27 protein-coding genes are annotated in these 25645 nt (G+C 66.7%); 15 read left to right on the forward strand and 12 right to left on the reverse strand.

The window, feature by feature from the left end; translation table 11 throughout:
* Nucleotides 1-83: 83 nt before the first annotated feature.
* The gene (locus AC0B44_RS00825; protein ID WP_471901032.1) at nt 84-572 is read right to left on the reverse strand and encodes an FBP domain-containing protein; all 489 of its coding nucleotides are present in this window, start codon (nt 570-572) and stop codon (nt 84-86) included.
* A gap of 83 nt (nt 573-655) precedes the next feature.
* Nucleotides 656-1705: an ABC transporter permease gene (locus AC0B44_RS00830; RefSeq protein ID WP_471901033.1), complete on the reverse strand. Its 1050-nt coding sequence runs from the start codon at nt 1703-1705 to the stop codon at nt 656-658.
* A 148-nt stretch (nt 1706-1853) separates the two neighbouring features.
* Here AC0B44_RS00830 and AC0B44_RS00835 point away from each other — a divergent pair, with 148 nt between their 5' ends.
* On the forward strand, nt 1854-2408 hold the full coding sequence (locus tag AC0B44_RS00835) for a TetR/AcrR family transcriptional regulator (RefSeq protein WP_471901034.1): 555 nt from the start codon (nt 1854-1856) through the stop codon (nt 2406-2408).
* Between the two features lie 221 nt (nt 2409-2629).
* Nucleotides 2630-3154, forward strand: coding sequence for a CarD family transcriptional regulator (locus AC0B44_RS00840; protein WP_471901035.1), 525 nt, complete (start codon nt 2630-2632; stop codon nt 3152-3154).
* Nucleotides 3155-3172: 18 nt separating this feature from the next.
* Here the strand turns inward: AC0B44_RS00840 and mqo are convergent, their stop codons facing one another.
* Nucleotides 3173-4621, reverse strand: a complete 1449-nt coding sequence (mqo, locus tag AC0B44_RS00845) for a malate dehydrogenase (quinone) (RefSeq protein WP_471901036.1) — start codon at nt 4619-4621, stop codon at nt 3173-3175.
* Between the two features lie 92 nt (nt 4622-4713).
* Between mqo and AC0B44_RS00850 the strand changes: the two genes are divergently transcribed.
* The 3 genes from AC0B44_RS00850 to AC0B44_RS00860 all read left to right on the forward strand — a co-directional run bounded on the left by AC0B44_RS00850 (nt 4714) and on the right by AC0B44_RS00860 (nt 6931).
* Nucleotides 4714-5628, forward strand: a complete 915-nt coding sequence (locus AC0B44_RS00850) for a LysR family transcriptional regulator (RefSeq protein ID WP_471901037.1) — start codon at nt 4714-4716, stop codon at nt 5626-5628.
* A gap of 86 nt (nt 5629-5714) precedes the next feature.
* Entirely contained in the window at nt 5715-6608 is an 894-nt protein-coding gene (locus AC0B44_RS00855) for a hypothetical protein (protein WP_471901038.1), read from the forward strand.
* 50 nt (nt 6609-6658) lie between these two features.
* The gene (locus tag AC0B44_RS00860) at nt 6659-6931 is read left to right on the forward strand and encodes a hypothetical protein (RefSeq protein ID WP_471901039.1); all 273 of its coding nucleotides are present in this window, start codon (nt 6659-6661) and stop codon (nt 6929-6931) included.
* A 136-nt stretch (nt 6932-7067) separates the two neighbouring features.
* On the opposite strand, the gene AC0B44_RS00865 is transcribed toward AC0B44_RS00860, so the two are convergent.
* Nucleotides 7068-8333 carry an alpha/beta hydrolase gene (locus AC0B44_RS00865; RefSeq protein ID WP_471901040.1) on the reverse strand — a complete coding sequence of 422 codons (1266 nt, stop codon included), beginning with the start codon at nt 8331-8333 and terminating at the stop codon, nt 7068-7070.
* A gap of 207 nt (nt 8334-8540) precedes the next feature.
* Between AC0B44_RS00865 and AC0B44_RS00870 the strand changes: the two genes are divergently transcribed.
* The 4 genes from AC0B44_RS00870 to AC0B44_RS00885 all read left to right on the forward strand — a co-directional run bounded on the left by AC0B44_RS00870 (nt 8541) and on the right by AC0B44_RS00885 (nt 11306).
* A complete protein-coding gene (locus AC0B44_RS00870; protein WP_471901041.1) occupies nt 8541-9329 on the forward strand; it encodes an alpha/beta fold hydrolase in 789 nt (262 codons plus the stop codon).
* A 62-nt stretch (nt 9330-9391) separates the two neighbouring features.
* Entirely contained in the window at nt 9392-10345 is a 954-nt protein-coding gene (locus AC0B44_RS00875; RefSeq protein WP_471901042.1) for a pseudouridine synthase, read from the forward strand.
* Between the two features lie 112 nt (nt 10346-10457).
* Nucleotides 10458-10760, forward strand: a complete 303-nt coding sequence (locus AC0B44_RS00880) for a hypothetical protein (protein WP_471901043.1) — start codon at nt 10458-10460, stop codon at nt 10758-10760.
* A gap of 243 nt (nt 10761-11003) precedes the next feature.
* On the forward strand, nt 11004-11306 hold the full coding sequence (locus AC0B44_RS00885) for a hypothetical protein (RefSeq protein WP_471901044.1): 303 nt from the start codon (nt 11004-11006) through the stop codon (nt 11304-11306).
* 241 nt (nt 11307-11547) lie between these two features.
* Here AC0B44_RS00885 and AC0B44_RS00890 read toward each other — a convergent pair whose 3' ends face one another.
* The 5 genes from AC0B44_RS00890 to AC0B44_RS00910 all read right to left on the reverse strand — a co-directional run bounded on the left by AC0B44_RS00890 (nt 11548) and on the right by AC0B44_RS00910 (nt 14493).
* Nucleotides 11548-11901 (reverse strand): DUF1801 domain-containing protein, encoded by a 354-nt coding sequence (locus tag AC0B44_RS00890; protein ID WP_471901045.1) that lies wholly within the window; start codon nt 11899-11901, stop codon nt 11548-11550.
* Nucleotides 11902-12313: 412 nt separating this feature from the next.
* Nucleotides 12314-12634 (reverse strand): HigA family addiction module antitoxin, encoded by a 321-nt coding sequence (locus AC0B44_RS00895; RefSeq protein WP_471901046.1) that lies wholly within the window; start codon nt 12632-12634, stop codon nt 12314-12316.
* Entirely contained in the window at nt 12609-12890 is a 282-nt protein-coding gene (locus AC0B44_RS00900) for a type II toxin-antitoxin system RelE/ParE family toxin (RefSeq protein ID WP_471901047.1), read from the reverse strand. Before AC0B44_RS00900 ends, AC0B44_RS00895 begins: the two co-directional genes overlap by 26 nt.
* A 34-nt stretch (nt 12891-12924) precedes the next feature.
* Nucleotides 12925-14004 (reverse strand): redox-regulated ATPase YchF, encoded by a 1080-nt coding sequence (gene ychF / locus AC0B44_RS00905; protein ID WP_471901048.1) that lies wholly within the window; start codon nt 14002-14004, stop codon nt 12925-12927.
* A gap of 36 nt (nt 14005-14040) precedes the next feature.
* Entirely contained in the window at nt 14041-14493 is a 453-nt protein-coding gene (locus tag AC0B44_RS00910; protein ID WP_471901049.1) for a hypothetical protein, read from the reverse strand.
* Between the two features lie 138 nt (nt 14494-14631).
* Here AC0B44_RS00910 and AC0B44_RS00915 point away from each other — a divergent pair, with 138 nt between their 5' ends.
* Nucleotides 14632-15882, forward strand: a complete 1251-nt coding sequence (locus AC0B44_RS00915) for an AI-2E family transporter (RefSeq protein WP_471901050.1) — start codon at nt 14632-14634, stop codon at nt 15880-15882.
* 38 nt (nt 15883-15920) lie between these two features.
* Here AC0B44_RS00915 and AC0B44_RS00920 read toward each other — a convergent pair whose 3' ends face one another.
* Complete coding sequence (locus AC0B44_RS00920) at nt 15921-18899, reverse strand: AAA family ATPase (protein ID WP_471901051.1); 2979 nt, start codon at nt 18897-18899, stop codon at nt 15921-15923.
* A complete protein-coding gene (locus tag AC0B44_RS00925) occupies nt 18896-20080 on the reverse strand; it encodes an exonuclease SbcCD subunit D (RefSeq protein ID WP_471901052.1) in 1185 nt (394 codons plus the stop codon). The genes AC0B44_RS00920 and AC0B44_RS00925 overlap by 4 nt, the downstream gene beginning before the upstream one ends.
* A gap of 78 nt (nt 20081-20158) precedes the next feature.
* Here AC0B44_RS00925 and AC0B44_RS00930 point away from each other — a divergent pair, with 78 nt between their 5' ends.
* Both AC0B44_RS00930 and AC0B44_RS00935 read left to right on the forward strand, forming a co-directional pair.
* Nucleotides 20159-21322, forward strand: a complete 1164-nt coding sequence (locus AC0B44_RS00930) for a DNA recombination protein RmuC (RefSeq protein ID WP_471901053.1) — start codon at nt 20159-20161, stop codon at nt 21320-21322.
* Between the two features lie 24 nt (nt 21323-21346).
* Entirely contained in the window at nt 21347-22264 is a 918-nt protein-coding gene (locus tag AC0B44_RS00935) for a DUF6542 domain-containing protein (protein WP_471901054.1), read from the forward strand.
* Between the two features lie 7 nt (nt 22265-22271).
* Here the strand turns inward: AC0B44_RS00935 and AC0B44_RS00940 are convergent, their stop codons facing one another.
* Entirely contained in the window at nt 22272-23270 is a 999-nt protein-coding gene (locus tag AC0B44_RS00940) for a 4-hydroxy-3-methylbut-2-enyl diphosphate reductase (protein WP_471901055.1), read from the reverse strand.
* Nucleotides 23271-23348: 78 nt separating this feature from the next.
* Here AC0B44_RS00940 and AC0B44_RS00945 point away from each other — a divergent pair, with 78 nt between their 5' ends.
* Genes AC0B44_RS00945 through AC0B44_RS00955 form a run of 3 tightly spaced genes read left to right on the forward strand, consistent with a single transcriptional unit; the run spans nt 23349 to nt 25614 of the window.
* Entirely contained in the window at nt 23349-24095 is a 747-nt protein-coding gene (locus AC0B44_RS00945; protein WP_471901056.1) for a lipid droplet-associated protein, read from the forward strand.
* Nucleotides 24092-25339, forward strand: coding sequence for an exodeoxyribonuclease VII large subunit (xseA, locus tag AC0B44_RS00950; RefSeq protein ID WP_471901057.1), 1248 nt, complete (start codon nt 24092-24094; stop codon nt 25337-25339). Before AC0B44_RS00945 ends, xseA begins: the two co-directional genes overlap by 4 nt.
* A complete protein-coding gene (locus AC0B44_RS00955) occupies nt 25336-25614 on the forward strand; it encodes an exodeoxyribonuclease VII small subunit (protein ID WP_471901058.1) in 279 nt (92 codons plus the stop codon). The genes xseA and AC0B44_RS00955 overlap by 4 nt, the downstream gene beginning before the upstream one ends.
* Nucleotides 25615-25645 lie beyond the last annotated feature (31 nt).

Genomic DNA, 25645 nt, shown 5'->3' on the forward strand with positions numbered 1-25645 from the left:
AGCGGCGTCCGCCCTCGCCGTTTCTACCGGTCCGATTCCGAAGTTCCGGTCCCCGGCTCGGGAGGTTTCAGGGTGTGACCGGGTCAGTGAGTGAGCCTGTCGAGGAAAGCGTCGAGATTCTCGCGTACGCGGGCGATCTTTTCTTCGGGCTCGAGATCCTCGCGATACCTGCTTCCGAGTGCGGGCTTCTTCTTTCCCCGCGCATAGAGCGAACACGCCAGGTCGATGCACATGTAGGTGCCCAGGGTGTTGCCCGCCCGCCCAGCGTCGCCGACCTTTGCGGCGGTCATCAACGCAACTCCGCCGCGGCTGTGGGTGGTCAGACACACCGTGCACATCTGCGACTTGCCGGAACCGTTCGGCTCGAAGCGCATTGCAATCCCGACGGGACCGTTCTCGCGAGGGACGACGATGTAGCCACGACCGGGAAACGACGGGTCGGTCCAGCCCAGGAAGTCCAGGTCTTCCCACGGGCGGTCCGCGAGGTCGCGCGGTGCCGGGAGCCGTTTGGCCTCACCCTTGGAGCAGTTGACGAACGACGCTCGGATGTCTCGGTCGGTGATTGCGTCCATACGGAGGTGACCTCTTTCGTTTGCTCGGCTAACGGCAAAGACGGTACGCGGGGACGGAAAACCGGGCAAAGCCTTTTTGGACCTCAGGCCGCGGCCACCGGGGCGGTCGCCTCGGACGTGTCCGGCCGGTTGCGGCGCATACCGACTGCGTACAGCGCCAGTCCGACGACGATCCATGCCGCGAGAGTGCACGCCGCCACGAGTCCACCCGATCCCTGGAAGTAGGCAGCGGACCGTACGAGGGTTCCGGCTGCGCCCGGGGGAAGGATCTGACCGAACGTGCCGAGCCCGCTCGGAAGCCACGCGGAGGTCGTGGCGATTCCGGCGAGGGGGTTTCCGAGGAACATCATGGCCATCGCTCCGATGGTGAAACCCTTGGCTCCGAACAGTTTCTGGAGTCCGGCCAGCGGGAAGGCCAGTGCCGCGATGCCCATGGCGATAGACGCTGCCACTGCCCAGAAACCCGTGTCCACGCTGCCGAAAGCGTAGGTGAGGACGGCCGCGACGATGGTCCCGCCGACGGCGGCGAAGGTGAACAGTCCCGCCAGGTACCAACCGTTGCTGCGCGGCAGAATCTTGCGGAAAGCCACGACCGGGACGATGCCGCCGAACACGAGAGGGAAGGCCAGTCCGCCGATTCCGACACCGGTGGGGTCCGACTCCGGGAGCGGGACCACGTCCTCGACTGTGACCGGCGACGCCGTCACTCGGCCGACCGCGTTGGCCGTGCCGGCGAGACTGCCGGAGATGGTGGCCGAACCGGCGCTGGTGACCAGTGCGTGCACGCCGGAGTCTTCGACGACGAATCCTCCGACGATTTCGCGGTCGAGGATCGCGTCGCGCAGATCCTGTTCCGAGTCGTACCGCTGAGGTGCGTACGCGTCGGGAGCGGCGGTCACGAGGGCCTGCTCGAAGTCGTCGACGAGCGCGGGCGTCCCGGCCAGACCCACGCTCAGGTCGTGCGCCCCGCTCTTCAACGACGGCATGATGAAGACCATCAGCAGGAGAACAAGGATCACGCCGAGGCCGGCGGTCATACCCAGCAGCATGAACGCCGAGTGAGGCGTGCGCTTGTTCACGACGGTGGACGGGTCCGCGTCACGAGCGGGCGTATCGGCGGTGAGGTGAGACATCGACTCTTCTTTCACAACGAACCCGGCTAACCGGATGACATTCCTCCGATTATAGCGGAAGATAATCCTCCGGTTGGAGATCTGGTGTCAAATGGACCACGACCCGTCCCTCGTGCAGCCATCACCGGCACCCGACGAAAGAGAACTCATGCGTTCCGATGCCGCCAAGCGTCGCCAGGCGATAATCCGGGAAGCACGGCGCCTGTTCGCCGCAGAAGGAAGCGACGTCGCGCTCGAGCACATCGCCGAGGCAGCGGGAGTGGGGATCGCCACCCTGTACCGCAACTTCGACTCGCGGGCCGCACTGGCCGACGAGGTCTCGCTGTCCATCCTCGGCGAGATCCAGGACGCCGCCGACGAGGCACTCGATCTGATCGGCAGCGCTCCGGACACCGCATGGGTCGACTTCGTCCACCGGCTCGTGGGTTTGGATCTGGGTGCCCTCGCCGCGGCACTGGCCGATTTCGTCGCAGACGAGATCTCCGGTCCCGTCCGTGATTCACAGGCGCGAACGCTCGCCGGGGTCGAGAAACTGCTCGCCGCCGCGCGATCCGAAGGACTCGTCCGCCCGGATCTCGGCGCACTCGAATTCGTCCTCGCGATCGGTATGATCACCCGCCCCCAGCCCGACGCGATTCGCCAGGCGACGCCCGGCCTTGTGCCGCAACTCGTTTCGATTTTTCTGGCGGGGATGCGGCCGTGACACACACCGCGTGAGAGATCTCACCCGCCACGACACGTCGGACAAGTGGGACAATAGAAGAGTCGGCTCGCGGGCTCCGGCACGTCCATCCGTATGGGTGCGGCGCCCCGTGTCTGCGTCACTGCGTTTCCCCGCAGATGGCACGACAATCGTCTCGGTGCCGCGATAACGCCCACCGGACGGTCGATTCCGACACCCGCGTGCACAAGAAAGCAGTCCCCATGCAGTTCTCGACCGGTCAGATCGTCGTCCACCCCCACCACGGCCCGGCAACCATCCTCGAGATCTTCGACCGGAAGATCAAAGACACCGAAGTGTCCTATCTCCGACTCGCCATCCACCGGTCCGATCTCACGATCGACGTACCCGTCGCCAAGGCGGAGGAACTCGGGCTCCGGGAAATCTACGACACGACGGAACTCAAAGATCTCTTCGAGGTTCTCCACGCACCCACACCCCCCGAAGACAACGGCTGGTCGCGCAGGTTCAAAGACCACCAGGACAAGCTGAGGCTCGGCGACCTCCTCGTCACCGCAGGCGTCGTCCGGGACCTGACTCGCCGTGAGCACCGGTGTGGACTCTCACTGGGTGAGAAGAAGATGCTCCGGTCTGCGCGCAACGGTGTGCTCACCGAACTCTGCCTGGCGCTGTCCATTCCGGACGAACAGGCCGAGACGCTGCTCGATTCGGCCATTCTCGAGCCCCGGCCGGCCCTGGAACAGCAGGTACTCGCCGCGGCCGGGTGAACCGACCGGGTATCCGGTTCACACCCCGGTCTCCGACGGTGCCGGGTCGATGCCCACGGACCCGACCAGTCCGGGCATCATCTCGTGCAGCGCCGTCTGCCAACGGTGTGCACGATCGGGAAAACAGGTGCGCAACAGGTCGACCATGATGGAGGGTGCGACCGAAGCACCCGGCGACGCACCGAGCAGGCCCGCGATGGAACCGTCCGCGCCGGTGATGGTCTCGGTTCCGAACTGCAGGATCCCCACCTTTCGCCGATCCGGCTTGATCAGTTGTGCACGTTGGCCGGCATCGATCAGGGACCAATCGGCGGCGTCCATCGCCGGATAGAACCGCCTGAGCCTGTCCAGCTTTCGGCTCCGCGTGGCCGCCAACTCGCCGACGAGGTAGCGAACCAACGCCGCGTTGCGGATGCCCACCGCGATGAGTGGGCCGATGTTGTGCACGCGGATCGTCCCGAACAGGTCCGTCAACCGGCCGTGCCTGAGCAGACGCGTGCTGAAGGTGGCGTACGGCCCGAACATCAATGCACCGCGTCCGTCGACCATCCGCTTGTCCAGATGCGGCACCGACATCGGCGGTGCGTCCACCTCCGCCTGGCTGTACACCTTCGCCTCGTGGCGGGATACGACTGCGGGGTTTTCGGTGCGCAGGAACTGCGCGCCGATCGGGAAGACGGCACAACCCCGAATCTCCGGGATACCTGCCTTCTGCAGGAGTCCGAGCGCCGATCCACCCGCGCCGACGAAGACGAAACGGGCGCGGACCGAGAATCGGTTGCCCTTGCTGCGCCCCGACACCGTCCACCGGCCGTCCGTGCCGCGGCGCAACCGCTTCACCTCATGGCCTGTCCGTACCTGCGCACCGGACTTACCCATCATCTGGAAGAGTCCCCTGGCGAGGGTGCCGAAGTCGACATCGGTACCTCCCTCGTAGCGTGTGGCGGCGACTCGCTCCGAACCGGTCCGGCCGTCCATCAGCAACGGCGCCCAGCGCGCTACGACGTCGCGATCCTCGGTGTATTCCATCGCCGAGAACAGCGGCGACCGCCGCAGTGTTTCGTATCGTTGCCGCAGGTAGCGGACATCGCGCTCTCCGAACACCACGTTCATGTGGGGTGTCGCATTCGAGAACGACGCCTCGAGGTCGCCCGATGCGACGAGTGATCCCCAGAACTCACGTGAGATCCGGAACTGCCCACCGATTTCCGCGGCGCAGGACGGATCGGCGGGATCGGGCATGTAGTTGAGTTCGCAGAATCCGGCATGGCCGGTTCCGGCGTTGTTCCACGCGGCGCTGCTTTCGGCGGCCGTCTCGTCGAGGCGCTCGAGAACGAGCACCGACCAGTCGGGCTCGAGGCGTGTGAGCAACGCCCCCAGCGTCGCAGACATGATTCCGCCGCCGATCAGTAGGGCGTCGTAGATCTCCGGTTGCGTCGGTCCATCGGTGGCGCGGATCTGTTGCACGTCATCACCTGCTTCCGTCTCGAGGTGCTTTCAGAGTGCGCGGCGGAAGACCGTTCCGTCCAATGAGATATTCACTGTATTACGATCCGAATATGGATCGGTTCTTGTCCGACGAGACGACCTCGATAGTGCCGCTGCTCGCCGCGTTCGACGCAGCAGCGAGAGAAGGGCACATCACGCACGCCGCGGACAGGCTCGGTATGCCGCAGTCGTCGGTCAGCCGACGCATCAAAGCCCTCGAGCACGCGATGGGCGTGGCCCTGTTTCAGCAGGTCGGACGCGGAGTGTCGCTCACCACGGCAGGACACGAACTCCACGAGCGCACCCGGGATGCCGTCCGGGAACTCGACGACGCGATCACAACCGTCCGCGACCACGCAGATCCCGACAGCGGTGTCGTCCGTTTCGGGTTCCCCCTCACATTGGGGCCGGTGAGTGTGCCCTCCCTGCTCGCGGACTTCCACCGCGGCGCGCCCCGTATCCGGATGCACCTGGTGCAGGCGCACGGTGAGGCACTCGCTGAGATGGTCCGGGACGGCCGACTCGATCTCGCCGTGATGATTCCGCCGCCGGACGATCTCTTCGTCACCCCCCTCGGCACGCAACCGTTGTTGCTTCATGTTGCCGATGTCCACCCGCTTGCGGAGCGAGACCAGGTCGAACTCGGCGAACTCGCCGACGAACGCTTCATCGCCGGCCCGCCCGCTTACCACATCCGTACCGAACTCGAAAGTTATTGTCGAGCAGCTGGATTCGATCCCTACATCGCATTCGAGATCAGTGAATTCGATACGATCCGGGCACTCGTCGCGCAAGGACTCGGCGTTGCGCTCCTGCCGCGAGCGGAGATCTCACAGCGCGGAGTCACGACGTTGCGGGTGAACGGCGTCGCTGACCGCCCGATCGGTCTGGCGATGGGCACACGCCACCCCTCTCCCGCGGCCCTTCGCTTGCACACTCACATCACGACGCGGGCACAGTGGCCGCCGGAACCTCACGCCGACTGAAACAGAACCGCGTCGTGCAAGCCGGTAACACCCGCACCCGGACACCGATATCCCGGAAGGACAGCACCCGACCGAAGGAATTACGGATGTCGACGCAACCTCCCCCCGATGGTTACGGGTACGGCTACGGACCACCCCCGTTCGAGCGGCCGCCCCGACGTCCGAAGTGGCCCTGGGTTGTCGGCGGAGTGATCGTCGCCGCGATCATCGCAACCATCGCCGGCCTCGCTGTCGTCCTCGTTCGCGACTCGGATCCCGCGCCCGACGAGACCGCGGCCGCCGGTTCGCCGACGCAGACGGTCACCGTCACCGCGGGGCCGCCCACCACATCCGCAGCACCGCCGGTCGCGACCGAGCCGACCGCTCCGGTTCCGCAGGGCCTTCCGACCGACGGGATCTTCAAGGTCGGTGTCGACATCGCACCCGGCGAGTACGCAGTGCGCCCCGCTCGCTCCTACGGCGGTTACTGGGAGCGTCTGTCGTGCCTGACGGGTGAGTTCACCTGCTTGCTCGCCAACGACAACGTGATGGGCAACAGTTACCTGACGGTCCTGCCCGACGACGTCGCACTGCGCGTCGAGGGACTCGAACTGACACCGACCGGCAACCCCGCTCCCGGCAGAGCGTCGACCTCGGCGCAATCCCCACCGGCCGCTCCCACCCTCGCCGACACGGACGCCCAGGGCTTCGTCGGTGTCTCTCAGGCGCGCTGCAACCACACCAACCCCGCGATCGCGGCCGGCCGGACCACCGAGTCCCTCGTCGTGGTCTGCGAAACGGGAGTGGGACGGTTGTACTACAAAGGGGTGCGTGTCGCCGACGGGACGTCGATAGAAATCGACGACCCCGTTGTGTCGGGCGACGGCTTCACTGCAACCAACGGTGCTGTGCAGTACCGGATTTCGCCGGATTCGCTTGTCATCACCGAAGGCTCCACTCCCCTTGCCGAGGAGCCGATGGTGCAGTACTGGGGGCGTTAGATCTCTCGGCCGTCACCCGTTCGCCAACTCGGTAAAGTAGATTTCTCTCTATGTCGAAGAACGAAATACCGCACGAAGATCTCAACCTTTCCCACATCGGCAAGTACGTGCGAGTCGACCTGCAGAACACCGTCACCGACCACGAGACCCTCGCCGCCGGTGTTCTCACACGGATCACGCACCTCCTGGATATCGGTGACGACGCCGCGCCCGTCACCCAGATCTCCGTCGAACTCGCAGGTACCGATGTGGACTTCGCGTTGCGCGACGACTGCCCCGTCCGTATCGCGGACACCCTGAAAGAGTTGTTCGGCAACACCTGAGCCCGGCCGAGCGCACGGCCCCGGAAGGTCCATGAACGGCCGACCCGGGGCCGTGCCGCAACCGGAGCGAACAGACACAGCTGACTCGTTGGTTCGTCGTCGCTATCGACGATCTCTCCGAAGCCTCCCGGCGGCGCTAGGACCCGGCGCGAAACGGAAGCCGGGACGCCGCTGCGGCAGTCCACCGACCGATGACAACCGCGCCGATGATCGCTCGCCGCATCAGATTCGCCGCCCCACGCCGGGGAAGCCCGGCGATGTGCAGCTCCATCGCCTCCGCGGACTCGGACTTGTTATCCGCCATCATCTTTGTCACATATACCGCCGCGAGCTGGTGGGAATCCATGGCGCTGTGACCCATTACGGGGATCGACACCAGCACCGCGCGGGGTACAAGATCGACGATCTTTTCCGCGATCGGGCGTGGCGTCCGCAGGTCGCGGCCACCGGACATCACCGTGGTCGGCCACGAGAATGCCGGGATCTGCGACGGAAGGTCGAAGGGCTCGCCCACGAACTCCGGATGCCGCGTGGCGGCGGCCGCGAAAATCTCCTGCGGGTCGAGCAGTTCACCGTCGGGCGGTAGCCCGTATCCGAGCTCGCGGAAGGCAATTCGCGAAACAAGATCGGGTTCGAAGAAGAACGGGGCTCCCCCGCCGTCTATTTCGGCCGAGCCGGCGTTTGCCACCCGATTCCAGATGCGCCGTAATCGTCCGTTGCTCCGCTGGACGAGAAACTCCCGAAGAAGGTCCGGTCCCCCGTACTCGTACGCGATCTGCACGACCACGTTGATCTCCGGCTCCGGCACCCCACTCGCAAGCGCAACACGCACGGCTTCGACCACCGGTGCCAGATCCGGGTCGGTCCCTTCGAGAAACAGCCCGCGCCGGTACGAGCGCGCGCCCTCGATGTCGTCCGCAACCGACAGCATCGGCGAATCGAGGACCATTCCCGCTACCCGATCCGGGTACCGGACACCGAAGCCCTGTGCGAGATATGTGCCGTAGGACGAGCCGTAGACGATCACACGCTCGACGCCCGCGTCATCGAGGACCGCGGCGAGATCGGCGATGACGTGGTCGACGGTGACCGCTTCGCTCGGCAACTCTATGCCGTGCACGTCGCGGCGCGACAACCCCACACCGCGGTGCTCCATCATCAGGACGTCGAATCCTGCACGCTCTGCTCGGCGGCGCAGACTGCGATAGGGCAGGACGGAAGCAAGTCCCGGCCCGCCGGGCACTATGAGCACAGGAACTTTCCCGCGTGGCCCGGTCCGGACGTAGGCCAGGGGGAATTGTGTCTCGGTGCCGTCTCCGACGGGTCGCATCACTTCGTGCCCGTGGCTACCGGCGATCTTGCGGGCCGCCCTCTTCAGGACGGTCGCCTGGAGCGAAGCCATGTGCCCACTCAACCACGACGGGCCACCGTGCGAACCGAAGTGCTCCGAATCAATACTCGACATGTCCGATGTGCGACCAATACAGTGGCGCCGTGAAGTTGCGCCCGAGCCTTCCTCGTGCGAGTGGCGTTCAGCGCGCCCGGGCCGACCAGCCGGGATCCCCGAGACAGACGAAGCATTCGCGCGAGTCGAGACGGAATCCCGCCGATGACCGAATCCGCGCACTGGCGCCTGGAACACGGCCCACGAAACGGCGAAACGATCGTCATGCTCCACGGCAACAATGCCGGGGGCTGGATGTGGGGTCCGCAGATCGAACGCCTTCCCGAGCGTCACCTGCTTACCCCGGACCTGCCGGCGCTCGGTGAGCGCTACGGGCTGCGTTGGCCGGGGATGCGCGCTGCCGCCGACGACATCGCCGAGATCATCCGCGAGCACGCAATCGGCGGAACCGCGCACGTCGTCGGACTGTCACTCGGCGGGTTCGTCGCCGTTCATCTCGTACACCGTCACCCCCAGCCCGTTCGCAGTTGCATGATCACAGGCGTCGCCCTCACCGGATTGACGCCGCTCGAGCGCTTTCTCATTCCGCCGCAGATCCCGTTGTGGCGCAAACGTTGGTACTGGCGAGCACAGGCAGCGGCCTTCGGAATTCCGGCCGACGACCGGGATCTGTACGTCGAATCTGCCGTCCGTGTCGCCCCGGACACCAACCGCCGCATATTCCGGGAGGTCGCCGAAAGCGGGCTTCCTTCCGAACCTTTCGCGTACACCGGACCGATCCTGGCTGTCGCGGGCGAGAAGGAACAGCGCTCCGTACGCGATTCCTTCGGCGCGCTGGGACAAGCACTACCGCAACTACAGACCTGGGTCGCACCCGGGATGCATCATCCGTGGAACATCGAAGATCCCGACCTGTTCACCACGGTCCTCCGCACGTTCGCCGACACCGGGGACTGGAAAGCGGCAGGCGAGCCCACCCACGGGAACATCTGACCTCAGGTCTCGACCCGCAGCACAGTGAACCCGGCCGACGGTGGGATCATTACCGGGTGCCGATGCCCTCACCGCTTCCCGTCAGAGACGGCGTGGGACCGACGCGGCTGCAGGTACCGACCTCAGGGCCGTGGAAGACGATCGCCGAGTACACCCTCGCGAGATTCGATCATCTCGACCCCGACGAGCTGCACCGACGGTTCGACGCCGGCGAAATCGTGGACCGCGACGGGAACCCGATCGGTCGCCACACCGCGCTGGGTGCACATCCTTTCGTCTGGTACTACCGCGACCTTCCGGCTGAGGAGCCGATTCCCTTTCGCGAGGAGATCCTGCACATCGACGACCACCTCGTCGTGATCGACAAGCCGCACTTTCTTCCGACCACTCCGGGTGGTCGGTACCTGCGTGAGTCCGCACTCGTCCGACTGCGGGTGCGACTCGACAACCCGGGCCTGACGCCCATCCATCGTCTCGACCGCGCCACCGCCGGTGTGGTGATGTTCTCCGCGCGGCCCGAAACCCGCGGTGCGTACCAAACGCTGTTCGAGAACCGCCAGGTCACGAAGGTCTACGAAGCGGTGTCGGCTCAGCCGCTGGAATGGGACCCCGACGCACCGGCGCTCGGCGGGCGCTCGCTTCCCGTCCTCTACCGCAACCACATCGCGGTACATCGCGGAGAGCTTCGGGCCGTCGTCGACGACGTTCGTGAGCCCAATGCCGAGACGTTGATCGATGTGTGTGGGACCGGCATGAGTAACTCGGGACGTGCTGTGCTGCACACGATTCTGCGTCCACGCACCGGACGGATGCACCAGTTGCGAGTGCATCTCGCGGCGCTCGGGGCCGGCATCCTGGGCGATCGCTGGTATCCCGACCTGTTGCCCGAAGCGCCCGACGACTATTCGCAGCCTCTCCAATTGCTCGCGCGGCAAGTGGAATTCACAGATCCGCTGACCGGTACACCGCGCCGCTTCGTCACGCGACGCACGTTGGGTGAAGCACCGATCTCTTAAGACCCTGTATGCCGCCTCCGCTCACGCGACCTGTCCCGCGATATGAAACACAACGACTGCGAAGTCCGATACGTCTCTGACAACACCCGGCACCGGACGAAGAGGACAGTCAGTGAAAGAGTTCCTGGGGCTTGTCCTCATCGTCGTGGTCATCGGCCAGATCGTCGAACACTGGCACTTCATCGTCCTCGTCTTCGCCGTCCTTACGGGCACAGCAGTTCTCGGCCTTCTGGGTGTCCACGCTGGGAAAGCGTGGAAACGAGCACACAAGCAGAGGCAGGACCAGGCGGACATGGCACGAGCGCAACGATCACGACTGGAAGCCCGCGCAAGGCATCAGAACGAGTGGTATCTGGACGGTGACAGCCGGGGAATCTACGGCGAGTTCCCGCCCGTCGACTTGGACAAGTTTTAGGAACGACTCGGCAGCGCGGGAGCCTGGCCGCCGGGTGTGAACCTGTATCGGCGACGGCACGGAGCAGGACCCACGGCTCGGACTGTCTCCGGAGTGGTTACTCCGCAAGCCCCGAGACTCGCAGTCCCTGCATTTCTGTCTGGCAGTCGAATAGCCGCATCCCGGCCGCCGTAATCCGTCGGTTAGTGTCCCGCAGGCACGAAGTTCGTTCCCGAAAAGCGGGGTAACCCGACAGGAGAACAGATGAGCAGCGAATCCCTCGGCCACTTGGGTTTTTTCGTCGTTGCAGGGCTCGTCAGCGGAGTGATTTCTGCTCTGATCGCTTCCAAGAGGCACCGCAGCAGCGGTGGCTTCTTCATCCTCGGCTTCGCACTTCCGGTTATCGGCATCATCGTCAGCCTGCTCGTGCCTCCGGGCAACGCACCTGTACCCGACGGAATGCGTCCGGTGGTGTGCCCCCGCTGCAACGCCCGACAGAACGTCGACGCAGACCAGTCGACGTTCGAGTGCTGGCAGTGCAGAACCCAGGTCCCCGTCGCCGGTTAGGGACGACTCCCTGCCGGACGAGGCAGCGCCCGATCCGCACGCAACCGCACCCCGCCACAGGCCGAAGCGGAACTCCACCGCATCTCGAAGCCGGCAGCGTGTGAAGCGATGCTACCCAGTCACATTCGATCGGGAAGCAGACTTCACACGCCGCCGTACTGCCTTTACAGCTACGCCGGGCCTCGATCTTCGCCGAGGACGATCCGAGATCGGTCGCCGTCCACGACGGGCGAGGCCTGGCTCACTCGACCACCGAACGAACGATCTCAGCGATGCGTTTTTCGGTGTCCTCGTCGACGGTCTCGAAGTACCACGCGGCGGGCATCAGCGCCCCGTCCGTCCCGCCTGCAGGTCGGAACGCGGCCTTCTCGGTGATCGCGAGGTTCATGCGTTCGTCGTTGCGCAGCGTCACGAGCGCGGGGCTGCCTGCCGTCTTTGCGTAGGCCGGCATTCCGTACCAGATCCGCGGCTTCAGGGTAGGGGCCGTAGCCACGATGATGTCGTGCACACGCTGTACGACCGCCCGTCGCGGCTCTTCCATCTTCGAGATCTTGTCGAGCACCTGCGTCAGGTTCTTCTCGTCCTTCGACGACATGTCACGTCCCTTCGTCAGCCGATGCCGGGCATCGGCGAAATGAAGTTGGCGTATCGATACGCCGCACTCCATCCGGACATGTCCTGACTGCTCAGGCCTCTCCGCGATGATTCACGTGGTCGTCACGTGGAAGCGCAGTCGGTGGCGCGGGCCACCGGAATCAGAATAGCGGTCATGCAGACAATTGCCCCCGATACGACGGATTCCGTCACACGGTCGACCAGAGCCCCACTGATTTCCGGCACGGAGCAGCGTCAGCGTCGTGCGCCGGATTGCGTACCTCACAGATGGCGCGCAGGCCCCAGAGGGCAGGAACTACAAGTTGAAGCGGAACTCCACCGAGGTCCCATGTCGTCGAGGAGCCCGAGCCGGACAAAGTGCCGCTCGGGAAGCTCTGATTTCGACGTGACTGTCACGCGACCTTCAGCGGCACGATCGCGGCGACCTTGTCCCGCAGCGCCCGCCGCTCGATACGCAACTCATAGTTGGACTGTAGGTTCATCCAGAACTCCTCCGACGTCCCGAAGAACTTGGCCAACCGGATAGCCGTGTCAGCGGTGATACCCCGCTTGCCGTGCACGATCTCGTTGATCCGGCGCGGCGGGACGCCGATGGATACGGCCAGCTTGTTCTGGGTGATCCCGAAGCCCTCGATGAAGTCCTCCATCAGGATCTCCCCGGGATGAATCGGCTCGATCATGCCGGCCTCAGTGGTAGTCGACGAGTTCGACATCTTCCGCACCTCCATCTCTCCAGACGAAGCAGATGCGCCACTGCGCGTTCACCCGGATACTGTGCTGTCCACGACGATCGCCGACCAACCGTTCCAGACGGTTTCCCGGCGGGATCCGAAGATCTTCCAGATCCTTCGCAGCGTGTAACAACTCGAGCTTCCGGAGGGTCGCTCGCTGCACGTTCCTGTCAACGCTCTTGACGTACTGCTCTTGCCAGATGCGCTCGGCGCCCTTGTTGCCGAACGATCTGATCACGCCGACCAGAATATAACGAAACTCGTCAATAACGCTAGACGTTAAACCGGAACTCCACGACATCGCCGTCAGCCATGACGTAGTCCTTGCCTTCCATCCGGACCTTGCCCCGGGCCTTGGCCTCAGCCATCGAACCGGCTGCGTCGAGATCGTCGAACGAAACGATCTCGGCCTTGATGAAGCCGCGCTCGAAGTCGGAGTGGATGACGCCGGCGGCCTGCGGAGCGGTGTCGCCCTGGTGGATGGTCCACGCGCGCGCCTCCTTCGGACCGGCCGTGAGGTAGGTCTGGAGGCCGAGGGTGTGGAAGCCGACCCGCGCGAGCGAGGCGAGGCCCGGCTCGTCCTGACCGATCGAGTCGAGCAGTTCCTGAGCTTCTTCCGGCTCGAGTTCGATCAACTCGGACTCGACCTTGGCGTCGAGGAACACGCAATCGGCGGGAGCGACGGCCTCACGCAGTTCCTGCTTCTTCGCGTCGTCAGTGAGCACCGTCTCGTCGGCGTTGAAGACGTAGAGGAACGGCTTGGTGGTCATGAGGTTGAGCTCACGCAGCAGCGCGTAGTCGAGGGTGTCCTTCTTCGAGAACAGCGTCGCGCCCTCGTTGAGGACGGCCTGCGCCTTGACGGCTTCCTCGTACTGCGGCTTGAGATCCTTGTTCTTCTTCGCTTCCTTCTCGAGACGCTGCAGCGCCTTCTCGAAGGTCTGGATGTCGGCGAGGATCAGCTCGGTCTCGATGATCTCGATGTCGGCGAGCGGGTCGACGCGACCGTCGACGTGGATCACGTCGTCGTCGGCGAACACACGGACGACCTGGCAGATGGCGTCGGCTTCACGGATGTTCGCGAGGAACTTGTTTCCCAGGCCCGCGCCCTCGGAAGCACCTTTGACGATGCCGGCGATGTCGACGAACGACACGGTGGCGGGAAGGATCCGGGCCGAGCCGAAGATCTCCGCCAGGCGGTTCAGCCGCGGATCGGGCAGTTCGACCACGCCGACATTCGGCTCGATGGTGGCGAACGGATAGTTCGCGGCCAGCACGTCGTTCTTGGTCAGCGCGTTGAAAAGCGTCGACTTGCCGACGTTGGGAAGACCGACGATTCCGAGGGTAAGGCTCACGGGTTCAATATTCTACGCAGACCCCGCACGGGCGCCTCACCCGCACGCTATCCGCACCAACTGCGCGATCCGCGCGGCCTGCTCGTCGTCGGGCACGGACGACCCGTTCGTCGCGAGTTCGCCGACCTTCTCGTTGACTTCCTGGTCGCTCGCGTCTCCGTCGATCAGCGGGCACGTCTCGGTGACGACGGTCTCGATCGACGAGGTCTCGCGGTCTTCGGCCAGCTGCGGATACCCCGCGCGGAACGCTCCCACGAACGCACTCATCTTGGCGTCGTCGAACACTTCGCCCGCTTTGTCGGCGGCATCGGACGCAGCCCCCCGAACGGACGACGCGACACCGCCGGCCTGGTCCTGCACATTCGTTGCTGCCTCGCTCACCGAGGAGCGGACCCCGTCCTCTGTCGGCGCGTCTTCCGCACTGCAGGCGGTGAGGACGCCGGCGCTCACGGCGATCAGCATCATCGCGACCCGAGTTCTCCGGGACATGCCCGTTCCATATGTCACGTTTCGAGCGTGTCACGAACGGGGACTCCGGGACGGGCAAATCCGACAACCCGTTCATCCTCCGCTTCCGGGCATGGTCGCCGTAGATTACGGACGTCGGGCACGTCGACTCGAACTGACATGTCGGAAGGACCAGCGTTGACCGAATCGAAATCCAACCCATGGGGGACCAGTCCCTCCGCGCCTTCGTCGAAGAAACCCGACCGCGGCAGCCTCATCGGTGCCGGGGGAATGTGGCTCGCAAAGTGGTCCGCAATCCTGGTCGTGATCGCCGCAGGCGCCGTCGTGCTGGGTTGGATCATCCAGAAAATGTGGGTGATCGTGCTGCCGGTCGCCCTGGCGATCGTGGTCTCGACCATTCTGTGGCCTCCGACCCGCGCGATGACGAAGCGCGGGATTCCACCCGCACCGGCCGCGTCGATCACCCTCGTGCTGTTCTTCGCAATCGTGGGCGGCATCATCGCCGGCGTCGTGCCGTCGGTTGTCGATCAGGTACCAGACCTCGCGAACAAGGCGACCGGAGGCATCAGCACGGTTCAGGACTGGGTCAAGGGTCCGCCGATCAACCTGCAGGACGAGCAGTTGGACAACGCGGTGGACGCGGTCGTCGAGCGCGTTCAAGGCAGTGCCGCGTCCATTGCAGGCGGCGTGTTCTCCGGCGTGACCACCGCTGGGTCACTGCTCGTGACGCTCGCTCTGGTGCTGGTGCTCACGTTCTTCTTCATCAAGGACGGTCCACGTTTCCTTCCCTGGCTGTACCGGGTGAGCGGCACCAACGCCGGACGGCACCTCGAAGAGGTGATGACACGGATGTGGGTCACGCTGGGCGGGTTCATTCGGACCCAGGCGGTCGTGAGCCTCATCGACGCCGTGTTCATCGGCATCGGCCTGGTGATCCTCGGCGTGCCGCTCGCGCCGGTGCTGGCGATCCTCACCTTCATCGGCGGATTCGTCCCGATCGTCGGTGCGTTCGTGGCCGGCGCGCTGGCCGTGCTGGTCGCGCTCGTGGCCAACGGGTTCACCACCGCGCTCATCGTGCTGGCACTGATCATCGCCGTGCAGCAGATAGAGGGCAACGTCCTGCAGCCCGTACTCCAGTCGCGAAGCATGAACCTGCATGCGGCCGTGGTGCTGCTCGCGGTGACCGCCGGATCGTCGTTGTTCGGCATCGTCGGAGCGTTCCTGGCGGTGCCGGTGGCTGCGGTCTCCGCCGTCGTCATCCGCTACATCGGTGAACAGATCGACAGCCGGGCAGCCGACGGCAGCCAGGACGATGACGGCGAGACGAAGGCCCTGCCCGCCCCGGGCGACGCGGCGTTCGCCGATCCGAAGGCGCCCCACGACCCGACGCCCGAGTCGGATAAAGACTGACGCGGATCACCGCCTGAGCCCGTCGAGGCTCAGGCGAGTCAGCTCGCGACCTGCACGGTGGATCCCGACCGGCCACGGATGACGTGAAGCCGGCTCGGGATCCGCTGGCGCATCTCGTCGACGTGGCTGACCACCCCGACGACACGGCCGCCTGCGCGCAGTTCGTCGAGCACACCCATCACCGCGTCGAGCGAGTCCGCGTCGAGGGTCCCGAATCCCTCGTCGATGAACATCGTGTCGAGCACCAGCCCACCGGCTTCCGCCGCGACGACGTCGGCAAGGCCCAGCGCGAGCGCCAGCGACGCCTGGAAGGACTCGCCGCCGGAGAGGGTTTTCGTCGACCGCACCACGCCGGTGTATTCGTCGTGGATGTCGAGTCCCAGGCCACCCCGTCGGCCACGGGTGTCGGCCGCGTCGGAGTGCACGAATTCGTATCGGCCACCGGACATCCTGCGCAGTCTCTCGGACGCCGCCTCGGCAACCTCCTCGAGTCGGGCCGCGAGGACGTACGACCGCAACGACATCTTCTTGGCGTTGGAACCGCCACCGGCGACGACGTCTGCGAGATCGGAGAGTTCGGCCTGTTCGTCGCGCAACGGCACGAGTTTCGCGTACGCCTGCTCGAGGCGGGCCGTGAACGCGTCGATGTCGAGAGCCCGCCGTGCCGCTTCGGTCGCGGCCGCGTGCGCCCCGTCGAGCGCAGCAGCGCCCGCCTCGACCCGCTCCCGGGCGCCGGTGACATCGGCCTGCTCGTCTCCGGTGAGCACAGCAATCGCCGGCTCCGCCAGCGTGGCCGTCGCGACCGCGCGTTCGTTGTCGGCTGCCCGAAGGACACGGTCGATCTCGTCGAGCCGCTCGGCCGGACGGAGCGCCGCGCGGGCAGCCTCCAGATCGGCGAAGCCGGCGTCTTCCGCGGCGTCGAGAGCCTCGGCGGACCGCTGGTCGGCCACCCTGCGGGCGTGAGCAGCCGTCGCGCGCGCGTCGAGCAACGCAGTCGCCGCCGCGGCGAGCCCCGCGACCCGTCGTCGCCGCGGCGCTAGGGACTCGGCATCCCCGACAGCGTCGGTGATGCGGGTCCGGATCTCGGCGGCCTCCGCCGACAGCACGGCGTGACGACGGTCCAGGTCGGCGAGTTCCGATTCCACCCGGCGGATTCGTTCGTCGAGGTCGGTGGCGTGACGGTGCAGTTCGTCGACCGCGGCGCGTCGTCGAGCGAGCTGCGCTGCCTCGGTTTTTGCTTCGTCGTGTGCTCGTACCGCGTGTTCGTGGCGCACGGTGAGATCGTCGACGGGTGCGTCACCGCAACGCTGGCGCAGCATCGCGACGGCACCGGCAGTGTCAGCGGCGACGGTGCGCGCATCGGCGAGTGCCGCCTCCGCCCGCTGTTCCGCAGCCTGTGCGGCGGTCTCGTCGTCCTTGGTGACCGTGTCCGGTGCGGGGACGGCCGGAGCGGGATGTTCGGTGGCGCCGCAGACTTCGCAGGGTTCGCCCGCGGTGAGGCGGGCCGCCAGTTCCGCTGCCATCCCCTCGATACGGCGGCGGCGGATGTCGAGATGGGTGTCGCGGGCATCGTTGAATGCCGAGTGCAACTCCAGCACTCGCTGCTGCGCCCGCTCGAGGTCGGCGCTGCGCACCGCAAGTTCGGCGGCGGCCTTCAACGAATCCGCAGCCAGATCGCGGGCCGCGACGAGTCCCGGAACGGTCGCGGCGGCCTGCTCCGCGGCACTCACCGACGCCACTGCCGCAGTGAGCCGGTCGGGTATGGCCGCGCGCTCGGTGACCAGACGTCCGTGATCGTCGCCGAGGGCGCCGCGACGCTCAGCCACACGAACCAGGTCTTGCTCGACGGTTGTCAGGCGCCGGTGCTGTTCCATCAGATCGTCGAGCCGGGCAGCCTCGGCAGACCACTGTTCGCACCGGGGCCGGATCAGCGCCCGGTCGGTGTCGGCGGGGACGTCGCCGATCTCGGACAGCAGGTTCGAGCCTTCGTCGTCTCCCCGCAGCGGGTTCGTGGCTGCTTCCGCTGCGCGGGCCGCTTTCTCTGCGTCCGAAACAGCCCGCACCGCATCACGGTCGAGGATCGATACCGGTATCGCGCGGCGTGCGGCGTCGCGTTCGCTCCGCAGGCCCGCACGGACAGGCTCGATCGCATCGAGCTTTTCGAGTGCGGCCAGCCCGTCGGCGCGACGACGCAAGCTTTGTTCCAGCGCCACGGCGGCGTCGAGTGCCCGCCGGTTCGCGCTGTCGGCCTCGCGGGCGCGTTCGAGGACCGAGGCCGCGGCGTCGCGGGTGTCCGCGGCGTCGGCCGACAGTCGGTGCGCCCACTCGACCGGGTCTGCATCGGCTCCCGCCTCGATGCCTGCTGCGGCGGCTACCTTCGCCGCGAGCAGATCGACCGCCTTCTGTTGCTCGGCGAGGAGTTTGCCGCCCGTGCCACGCCGTTCGCGAAACCACTGCTCGACATCGCCGAAGCGGGTGGTGTCGAACAGACGCTCGAGCAATCTGCCGCGTTCTTCGCTGCCTGCGCGCAGGAACTTCGCGAAGTCGCCCTGGGGCAGAAGCACCACCTGGAAGAACTGTTCGGCGCTCATGCCGAGCAGGCCCTTGACGGCGTCACCGATATCGGGGATCCGGGACAGGTTCTCCCCTCCTCCGTCGAGCCAGGTCAGGGTGGCTTTGGCCTGCTGCTTGACGGTGCCGGTGCCCCGCAACTTGGGACGCTCGTACTCGGGACTGCGTTCGAGGAGGATCCGCCGGCCCGAGATGGTGGCTTCGAGACTGACACGGGGCGCGACGCCCGCCGGAGCATGGTCGGACAGCAGGCGACGGCCGTCGGCGCGCGCCCCCGGAACCGTGCCGTACAGGGCGAAGGCCACCGCGTCGAGGATTGATGTCTTGCCCGCGCCCGTCTGACCGTGGAGCAGGAACAACCCGTCTGCGCCGAGTTCGTCGAAGTCGATCTCGACGGTGTTCGCGAACGGCCCGAACGCCGTGACCTCGAGCGTGTGAAGCCTCACGCGGGCACATCCGTCCGGGCGCGGTCGGCACCGGGCAGTGCGTCGCCGACGCCCTGCTTGCGGTCGGCGTCGCGCAGTGCCTGGTCGATCCACCCCAGTTCGCGAGGCGACGGCGCGGACCGGACGTCGGCGAGGAACGACTCGGCGATCTGCACGTCGCTGCGTCCGCGCACCTTGTCTCGGTAACTGCCCTCCGACGAGGTGGCGGGCCGCTGCCACTCGACGTGGACGGCATGAGGGAAGCGCTCCTGAAGCCTGCGCATCGCGTCGAGCGGACGGACCGGATCGGTGAGCGTGGCTGAGACGTAGTGCTCGACCGCCTCGGCGTGCGCCGAGTCGTCGAGCAGAGTGTCGAGGGTGCCCGTCAGCTTCGTCAGCGGCCGGACCACCGGCAGATCGATCCGGTCGACGGAGCGCAGACCCGTCTCGTCCAGATCTACGACCCACACCGCTTTGCGGTGGGTGCGCTCACCGAACGAATACGGCAGCGGCGACCCGGAGTACCGGACGTGTTCGGCGACCGTCTGGGGCGAATGCAGATGTCCGAGGGCCACGTAGTCGGCACCGGCGAACGACGATGCCGACACGGTCTCGACGCCGCCGACGGAGATGGATCGTTCCGACCCCGTGGGCTCTGCGCCGACCACGAACGCGTGCGCGAGCACCACCGTGCGGCCCCCGCGCCTCGCAGCGTCCTCCCGCACCCGGCGCATCGCAGCATCGAGGATCTCCTGGTGCGACCGTGCTTTCGGCACATCGAGTTCGGCACGGGTGATTTCGGGCTCGAGGTACGGGATGCCGTAGAAAGCGACCGGTCCGTGCTCGTCGTGGAGGACGACGGGATGCTCGATCTGCGACACCCGGGTGATCAGGTGCAAACCACCGTGTGCGGCGAACGCTGCTCCGGCTCCGAGCCGCACCGGGGAATCGTGGTTGCCGGAGGTCGCGACGATGACCGCGCCCGCCGCGCGGATGGCCTCGAAGCCCGCATTGCACACCGCGACCGCGTCGGAACTCGGGATCGAGCGGTCGTAGACGTCGCCGGGTACGACCACCACATCGATGTCCTGCTCCGCGACGAGGTCGGCGATCGCGTCGAGCGCACGACGCTGGTCGGCGAGAAGGTCGACACCGTGGAAGGTGCGACCGATGTGCCAGTCGGAGGTGTGCAGGATGCGCATGGACTCCGACGGTAGAGGAGCGTGCCGACACGTCCCGGTTCCGGGCAGGTGTCGGACGAGTGCGGCATCATGCGCCACATGACTGCACTCACGGCGCTCGGACTGCTTGTCGCCCTCGTTCTCGGTGCCGTCGTCGGATGGCTTGCCCGCGCGTCGCGCGACGGCGAACGTGCGGCACGGGCGGAGGCCGAGCTCGCCGCGCTGCGCGGCAACGAGGCACAGCTGAGGCAGTCGCTGGCCGCCGTGAGCGAGGACGCCGCCCGCCGGCAGTCCGGCGCGATCGGCGACCAGGTCTCGCGGCTGGTCGATCCGCTGCAGGACGCGGTGGGAGCCCTGGCCCGGCAGGTCGAGCAGGTCGAGCGCAGCCGGGTGCACGCGTACGCGGGGCTCACCGAGCAGGTGGAGGGGATGCATCGGGTGTCGCAGTTGCTCTCGACCCGGACGCAACAACTCGTCACCGCGCTGCGGGCACCCCAGGTTCGCGGACGGTGGGGCGAGATCCAGCTCGAGCGCGTCGTCGAACTCGCCGGGATGGTCCGGCACTGTGACTTCGACACACAGGTCACCAAGGATGGGGCACGCCCCGATCTCGTCGTCTACCTGGCCGGCGGCAAGCAGATCGTCGTCGACGCGAAGGTGCCGTTCGCCGCCTACCTCGACGCCGCCGAAGCCGACGACCCGGCCGAGCGCACGAAGCACCTCACCCGTCATGCACGGCAATTGCGCACCCACGTCGACCAGTTGTCCGCCAAAGCGTACTGGGAGTCGTTCGATCCGACCCCGGAGTTCGTGGTGCTGTTCGTCCCGGGCGACCCGTTCCTCGACGCCGCGCTGGGGGCGGACGCAGGTCTGCTCGAGTACGCGTTCGCGCGGAACGTCATCCTCGCGACGCCCACGACGCTCGTGGCGCTTCTGCGGACCATCGCGCACACCTGGAGGCAGGAGGCGCTCTCCCGCGACGCTGCGACGATCCACCGGCTCGGACGCGAGTTGTATCAGCGGCTCGGCGCGGTCGGGTCGCATCTCGACCGGCTCGGTTCGCAGTTGGGGAAGGCGGTGGAGTCGTTCAACGTCACCGTGTCGTCGATGGAGACGCGAGTGGGTGTCACGGCTCGCAAGCTGCACGACCTGGAGATTTTCGACGGCGAGGTGCCCGAGGTGCGGCGGGTCGAGGCGTGGCCTCGACGGAGCACGCACACGAGCAGAACGGAATCCGACGGTCCTGTCGACGAAGCAAGCTGACACCGCCGCGCTAGTGTTTAGCTCGTGTCTCCAACCCAACGTGCTCGCTCGGCGGTGCCGCTCGACACGCGGTCGTTGATTTCGACGGTTCCGGGTGTGCCGTGGTGGGGTGCGATCGCCATCGCAGCCGGGGTCACCGCCGTCGGAATTCTGATCGACGCCGCGCGTGGCAACGAACTCACGGCCGCGTTCACCGCCTTCTACGTGCTCGGGTGCGTAGCGGCAGTCGCCGCGGTTCGCCACAGCGGACTTTTCACCGCGATTGCGCAACCGCCGCTGCTCCTCATGGCGGCCGTGCCGCTGGGCCAGGAGATCATTTCCACGGGAACCTCGTCCGGCCTGAGGGATCTCGTGCTCAATGTCGCGTATCCGCTGGTCAACCGCTTCCCGGCGATGCTGCTCGCGACAGTGCTGGTGCTGCTGATCGGCGGCTTCCGGATCTACGCCGCCCAGCAGAGCGCTGGTGCACGTTCACGTTCGTCTCGTACTCGCTCGGCGTCGAGGTCCCGGCCGGCTCGTCGCAGGCCTTCCGAGCAGGACACCGAATCCAGGCGGGCACGGGTCTCCCGGCGTGCGAGTCCCCGGTCCGGGCAGCCTCAGGGCGGCTCCGAGAAGGCTCCCGTGCGCAAGTCCGCGCCTCCGACAGCGTCGGTGCGCGACGTGACCGATAGCCGGTCCGGTGGGGCGCCCAGGCGCCGCCCCGCGCCGGCGAGCGAGGGGGCTCGCGCCGTCGATCCCCCGACTCGCGTCGAACGGGCCGCGCGACGTCCTCGCGCGCCCCGCGCCGACTTCGTGCCACCGGCCGAGGAACGTGCCCTGCGCCGGCGTCCTCCTGCCCCCGAGGCCGTTCGCCGGGAGCCGCGTCCGGTCGCGGCACCGCAGCCAGCGCCGACTCATCAGCCGCCGCCGCAGGTGCGGTACCGCGACCGCTACGAGGACTGACCCGGAGTCAGTGCCGCGCCGCGCGCAGTTCGCGGGGCAGGGCGAACACCAGGGTCTCGTTGGCCGTGGTCACCGACCGGACGTCGTGGAAGCCGTGCTCGTCGAGCAGATCGACCACTCCCTGGACGAGGATCTCGGGGACCGAGGCACCCGAGGTGATACCGACGGTCTCGACACCTTCGAGCCAGGCCGGGTCCACTTCGCGGGCGTAGTCCACCAGGTGAGCGGCACGCGCGCCGGCGTTGAGGGCCACCTCGACGAGGCGAACCGAGTTCGACGAATTGCGGGAACCGACGACGATGACCAGGTCGCATTCGGGTGCCATCGCCTTCACCGCGACCTGCCGGTTCTGGGTGGCGTAGCAGATGTCGTCGGACGGCGGATCCTGCAACTGCGGGAACTTCTCCCGCAGACGCTGCACGGTCTGCATCGTCTCGTCGACGCTCAGTGTCGTCTGGGACAGCCAGATGACCTTCTCGGGATCGCGGATCGTGACCGCATCGACCGCGTCGGGGCCGTCGACCAGCTGGACGTGTTCGGGTGCCTCGCCGGCGGTGCCCTCGACCTCTTCGTGGCCTTCGTGACCGATGAGCAGGATGTCGTAGTCGTCGCGGGCGAAGCGCTTGGCTTCCTGGTGGACCTTGGTGACGAGAGGGCAGGTCGCGTCGATGGTCCGGAGTTCGCGCTCGGCGGCGGCCTCGTGCACGGCCGGGGACACCCCGTGTGCCGAGAACACCAGCACCGACCCGGCGGGTACCTCGTCGGTCTCCTCGACGAAGACGACGCCGCGCTCGGCGAGGGTCTCGACGACGTGCCGGTTGTGCACGATCTCCTTGCGGACGTAGAGGGGCGCACCGTATTTGTCGAGAGCCTTCTCGACCGTTTCGACGGCCCGGTCGACACCGGCGCAATAGCCGCGCGGTTCGGCGAGCAGCACTCGTTTGCCCGAGGCCTCGCTACGGGCCGATCGAGTGATCCCGACTTCGAGTGGAACAGACGCAGACATAACACCAGAGTACGGGCCGCGTTGTGCCCGGGCCCGTGTCGGCTACCAATCATGCGGTTCATCGGGCAGGCTTGAGGCATGATCCGTCCACCGTTCATGGCCCGGGTGGCCGCCGGCATGGCTGTCACCGCCTTCGAAGAGACCCTCAAACTTCCGAGTACCGCTGTGTCGCTACCGATGACGACGGTGAGCCAGATCCTCCAGACGACGATGCGGTTTCAGCAGGTACTGACGTCGCTGGCGATCAAGGGCGATCATCTTTTCGAGACTCTCGGCGCGCGTCCCGAGGAAAACCCCGAGTGGGCGGTGTTCGACGACGCTGTTCCGTCGAACACGGGCACCGGCACACGCACAGGTACCGGCGCGAACGGCGAGGCACCGGCGACGCCCGGGCGCTTCGCGCTGTATTCGACACCGCCGCCGGTCGCAGGCGACGAGTCGGACAATTCCACGGAAGACTCCTCCACACTCGGTGTGGTGGCGTCCCGTCCGGCCGAGAAGTCGGCGCCCGCCAAGAAACGGCCCGCCAAGAAGACCGCTGCGAAATCGACGGCATCGAAAGCCACGACCTCCAAGGCTTCGGCGTCGAAAGCTTCGGCTTCGAAAGCTGCCCCGAAATCGGGTGCCACGAAGACCGCCGACGTCCCCGAGATCGTCGAGTACCTCGACTACGACGCGCTCACCCTCGCGCAGTTGCGTGCACGTCTGCGCACGCTCTCGATCGACGATCTGACGGTTTTGCTCGACTACGAGACGGCACATGCGGCGCGCGCACCGTTCATGACGATGTTGTCGAACCGGGTCTCGAGCGTGCGTAACAAGTGACGGCGGCACAATCCGCGGCGCGGCCGAACTCCCCGGAGAATCCGTGGCCCGTCCGCACCGTCTCGCAGAAGGTCGCCGGGTGGATCGACCGCCTCGGCACCATCTGGGTGGAAGGTCAGGTCACGCAGATCAACGCGCGCCCGGGCACCCGGACGGCGTTCCTGACGCTGCGTGATGCTTCGGTGGACATGTCGCTGCCGGTGACGTGTTCGCCGCAGTTGCTGCAGAACTCACCGGTGCCGATCACCGAGGGCAGCCGCGTCATCATGTTCGGCAAGCTCACGTACTGGGCGGGGCGCGGCACCCTGTCGCTGCGAGTGACGGAGATCCGGGCCGTCGGCATCGGTGAGTTGCTCGCCCGTATCGAACGGCTGCGGAGCCTGCTCGCCGCCGAGGGCCTGTTCGATCCGCGGCTCAAGCGGCCGCTGCCGTTCCTCCCCCGGCGTATCGGGCTGATCACCGGTCGTGCCAGCGCCGCCGAACGGGACGTGGTGTCGGTCGCTCAGCGGCGATGGCCCGCGGTGCAGATCGACATACGGCACACCACCGTGCAGGGCCCGACCGCGGTCCCACAGATCCTGGATGCGCTCGAAGCACTCGACGTGGACCCGGCAGTGGACGTGATCATCCTCGCGCGCGGCGGAGGCAGCGTCGAAGACCTGCTGCCCTTCTCCGACGAGGCGCTGTGCCGGGCCATCGTCGCGTGCACCACGCCGGTGGTCAGTGCCATCGGGCACGAGCCCGACAGCCCGTTGTCCGATCACGTCGCCGATCTCCGAGCGGCGACGCCCACCGACGCCGCGAAGCGAGTGGTGCCCGATGCGGTCGCCGAGCAGTATCTGGTCGACGAACTGCGCACCCGATCCGCGGCGGCTCTGCGTTCCTGGGTCCGGCGGGAGGAACACGTCATCGCGCAACTACGCGACCGGCCGGTGCTGGCCGACCCGTTCCGTGCCCTGGACCGCAGGCACGAAGAGATCGACCGGTTGCGGCAGGCCGGGCGGCGAGACATCGGCCGGACGATCTCGATGGCGTCGTCGACGCTCGAACACATGCGGGCGCGCCTGAGCACGCTGGGGCCGGCAGCAACCCTGGCGCGCGGTTACGCCGTGGTCCAGCGGGTCGTCCCGGGTGGCAACCCCGAAGTGGTCCGGACGCTGGACGAAATGCCCATCGGCACCCAGTTACGGGTGCGCGTCGCCGACGGCGCGGCGCGAGCCGCAGTGATGGGACACGAGAAATGACGAACACGAGAACCGAGGCAACAACTGTGGACGAGGCCAACGCCGACGTGCGGGAATTCGGCTACGAACGGGCGCGCGACGAACTGGTCAACGTCGTGAAGATGCTCGAACAGGGCGGGCTCGACCTGGACGAGTCGCTTCAGCTGTGGGAGCGCGGCGAAGCCCTCGCCAAGCGCTGCGAGGAACACCTTGCGGGCGCCCGCGAGCGGGTCGAGAGTGCGCTCGCCCAGGCGGACGACATCGACACCGACGAGGACACCGACGACGACGAATAACGCGGCCGCCGAGTACGACGAATGACGCCGG

The organism is Rhodococcus sp. NPDC019050, assembly GCF_055664235.1.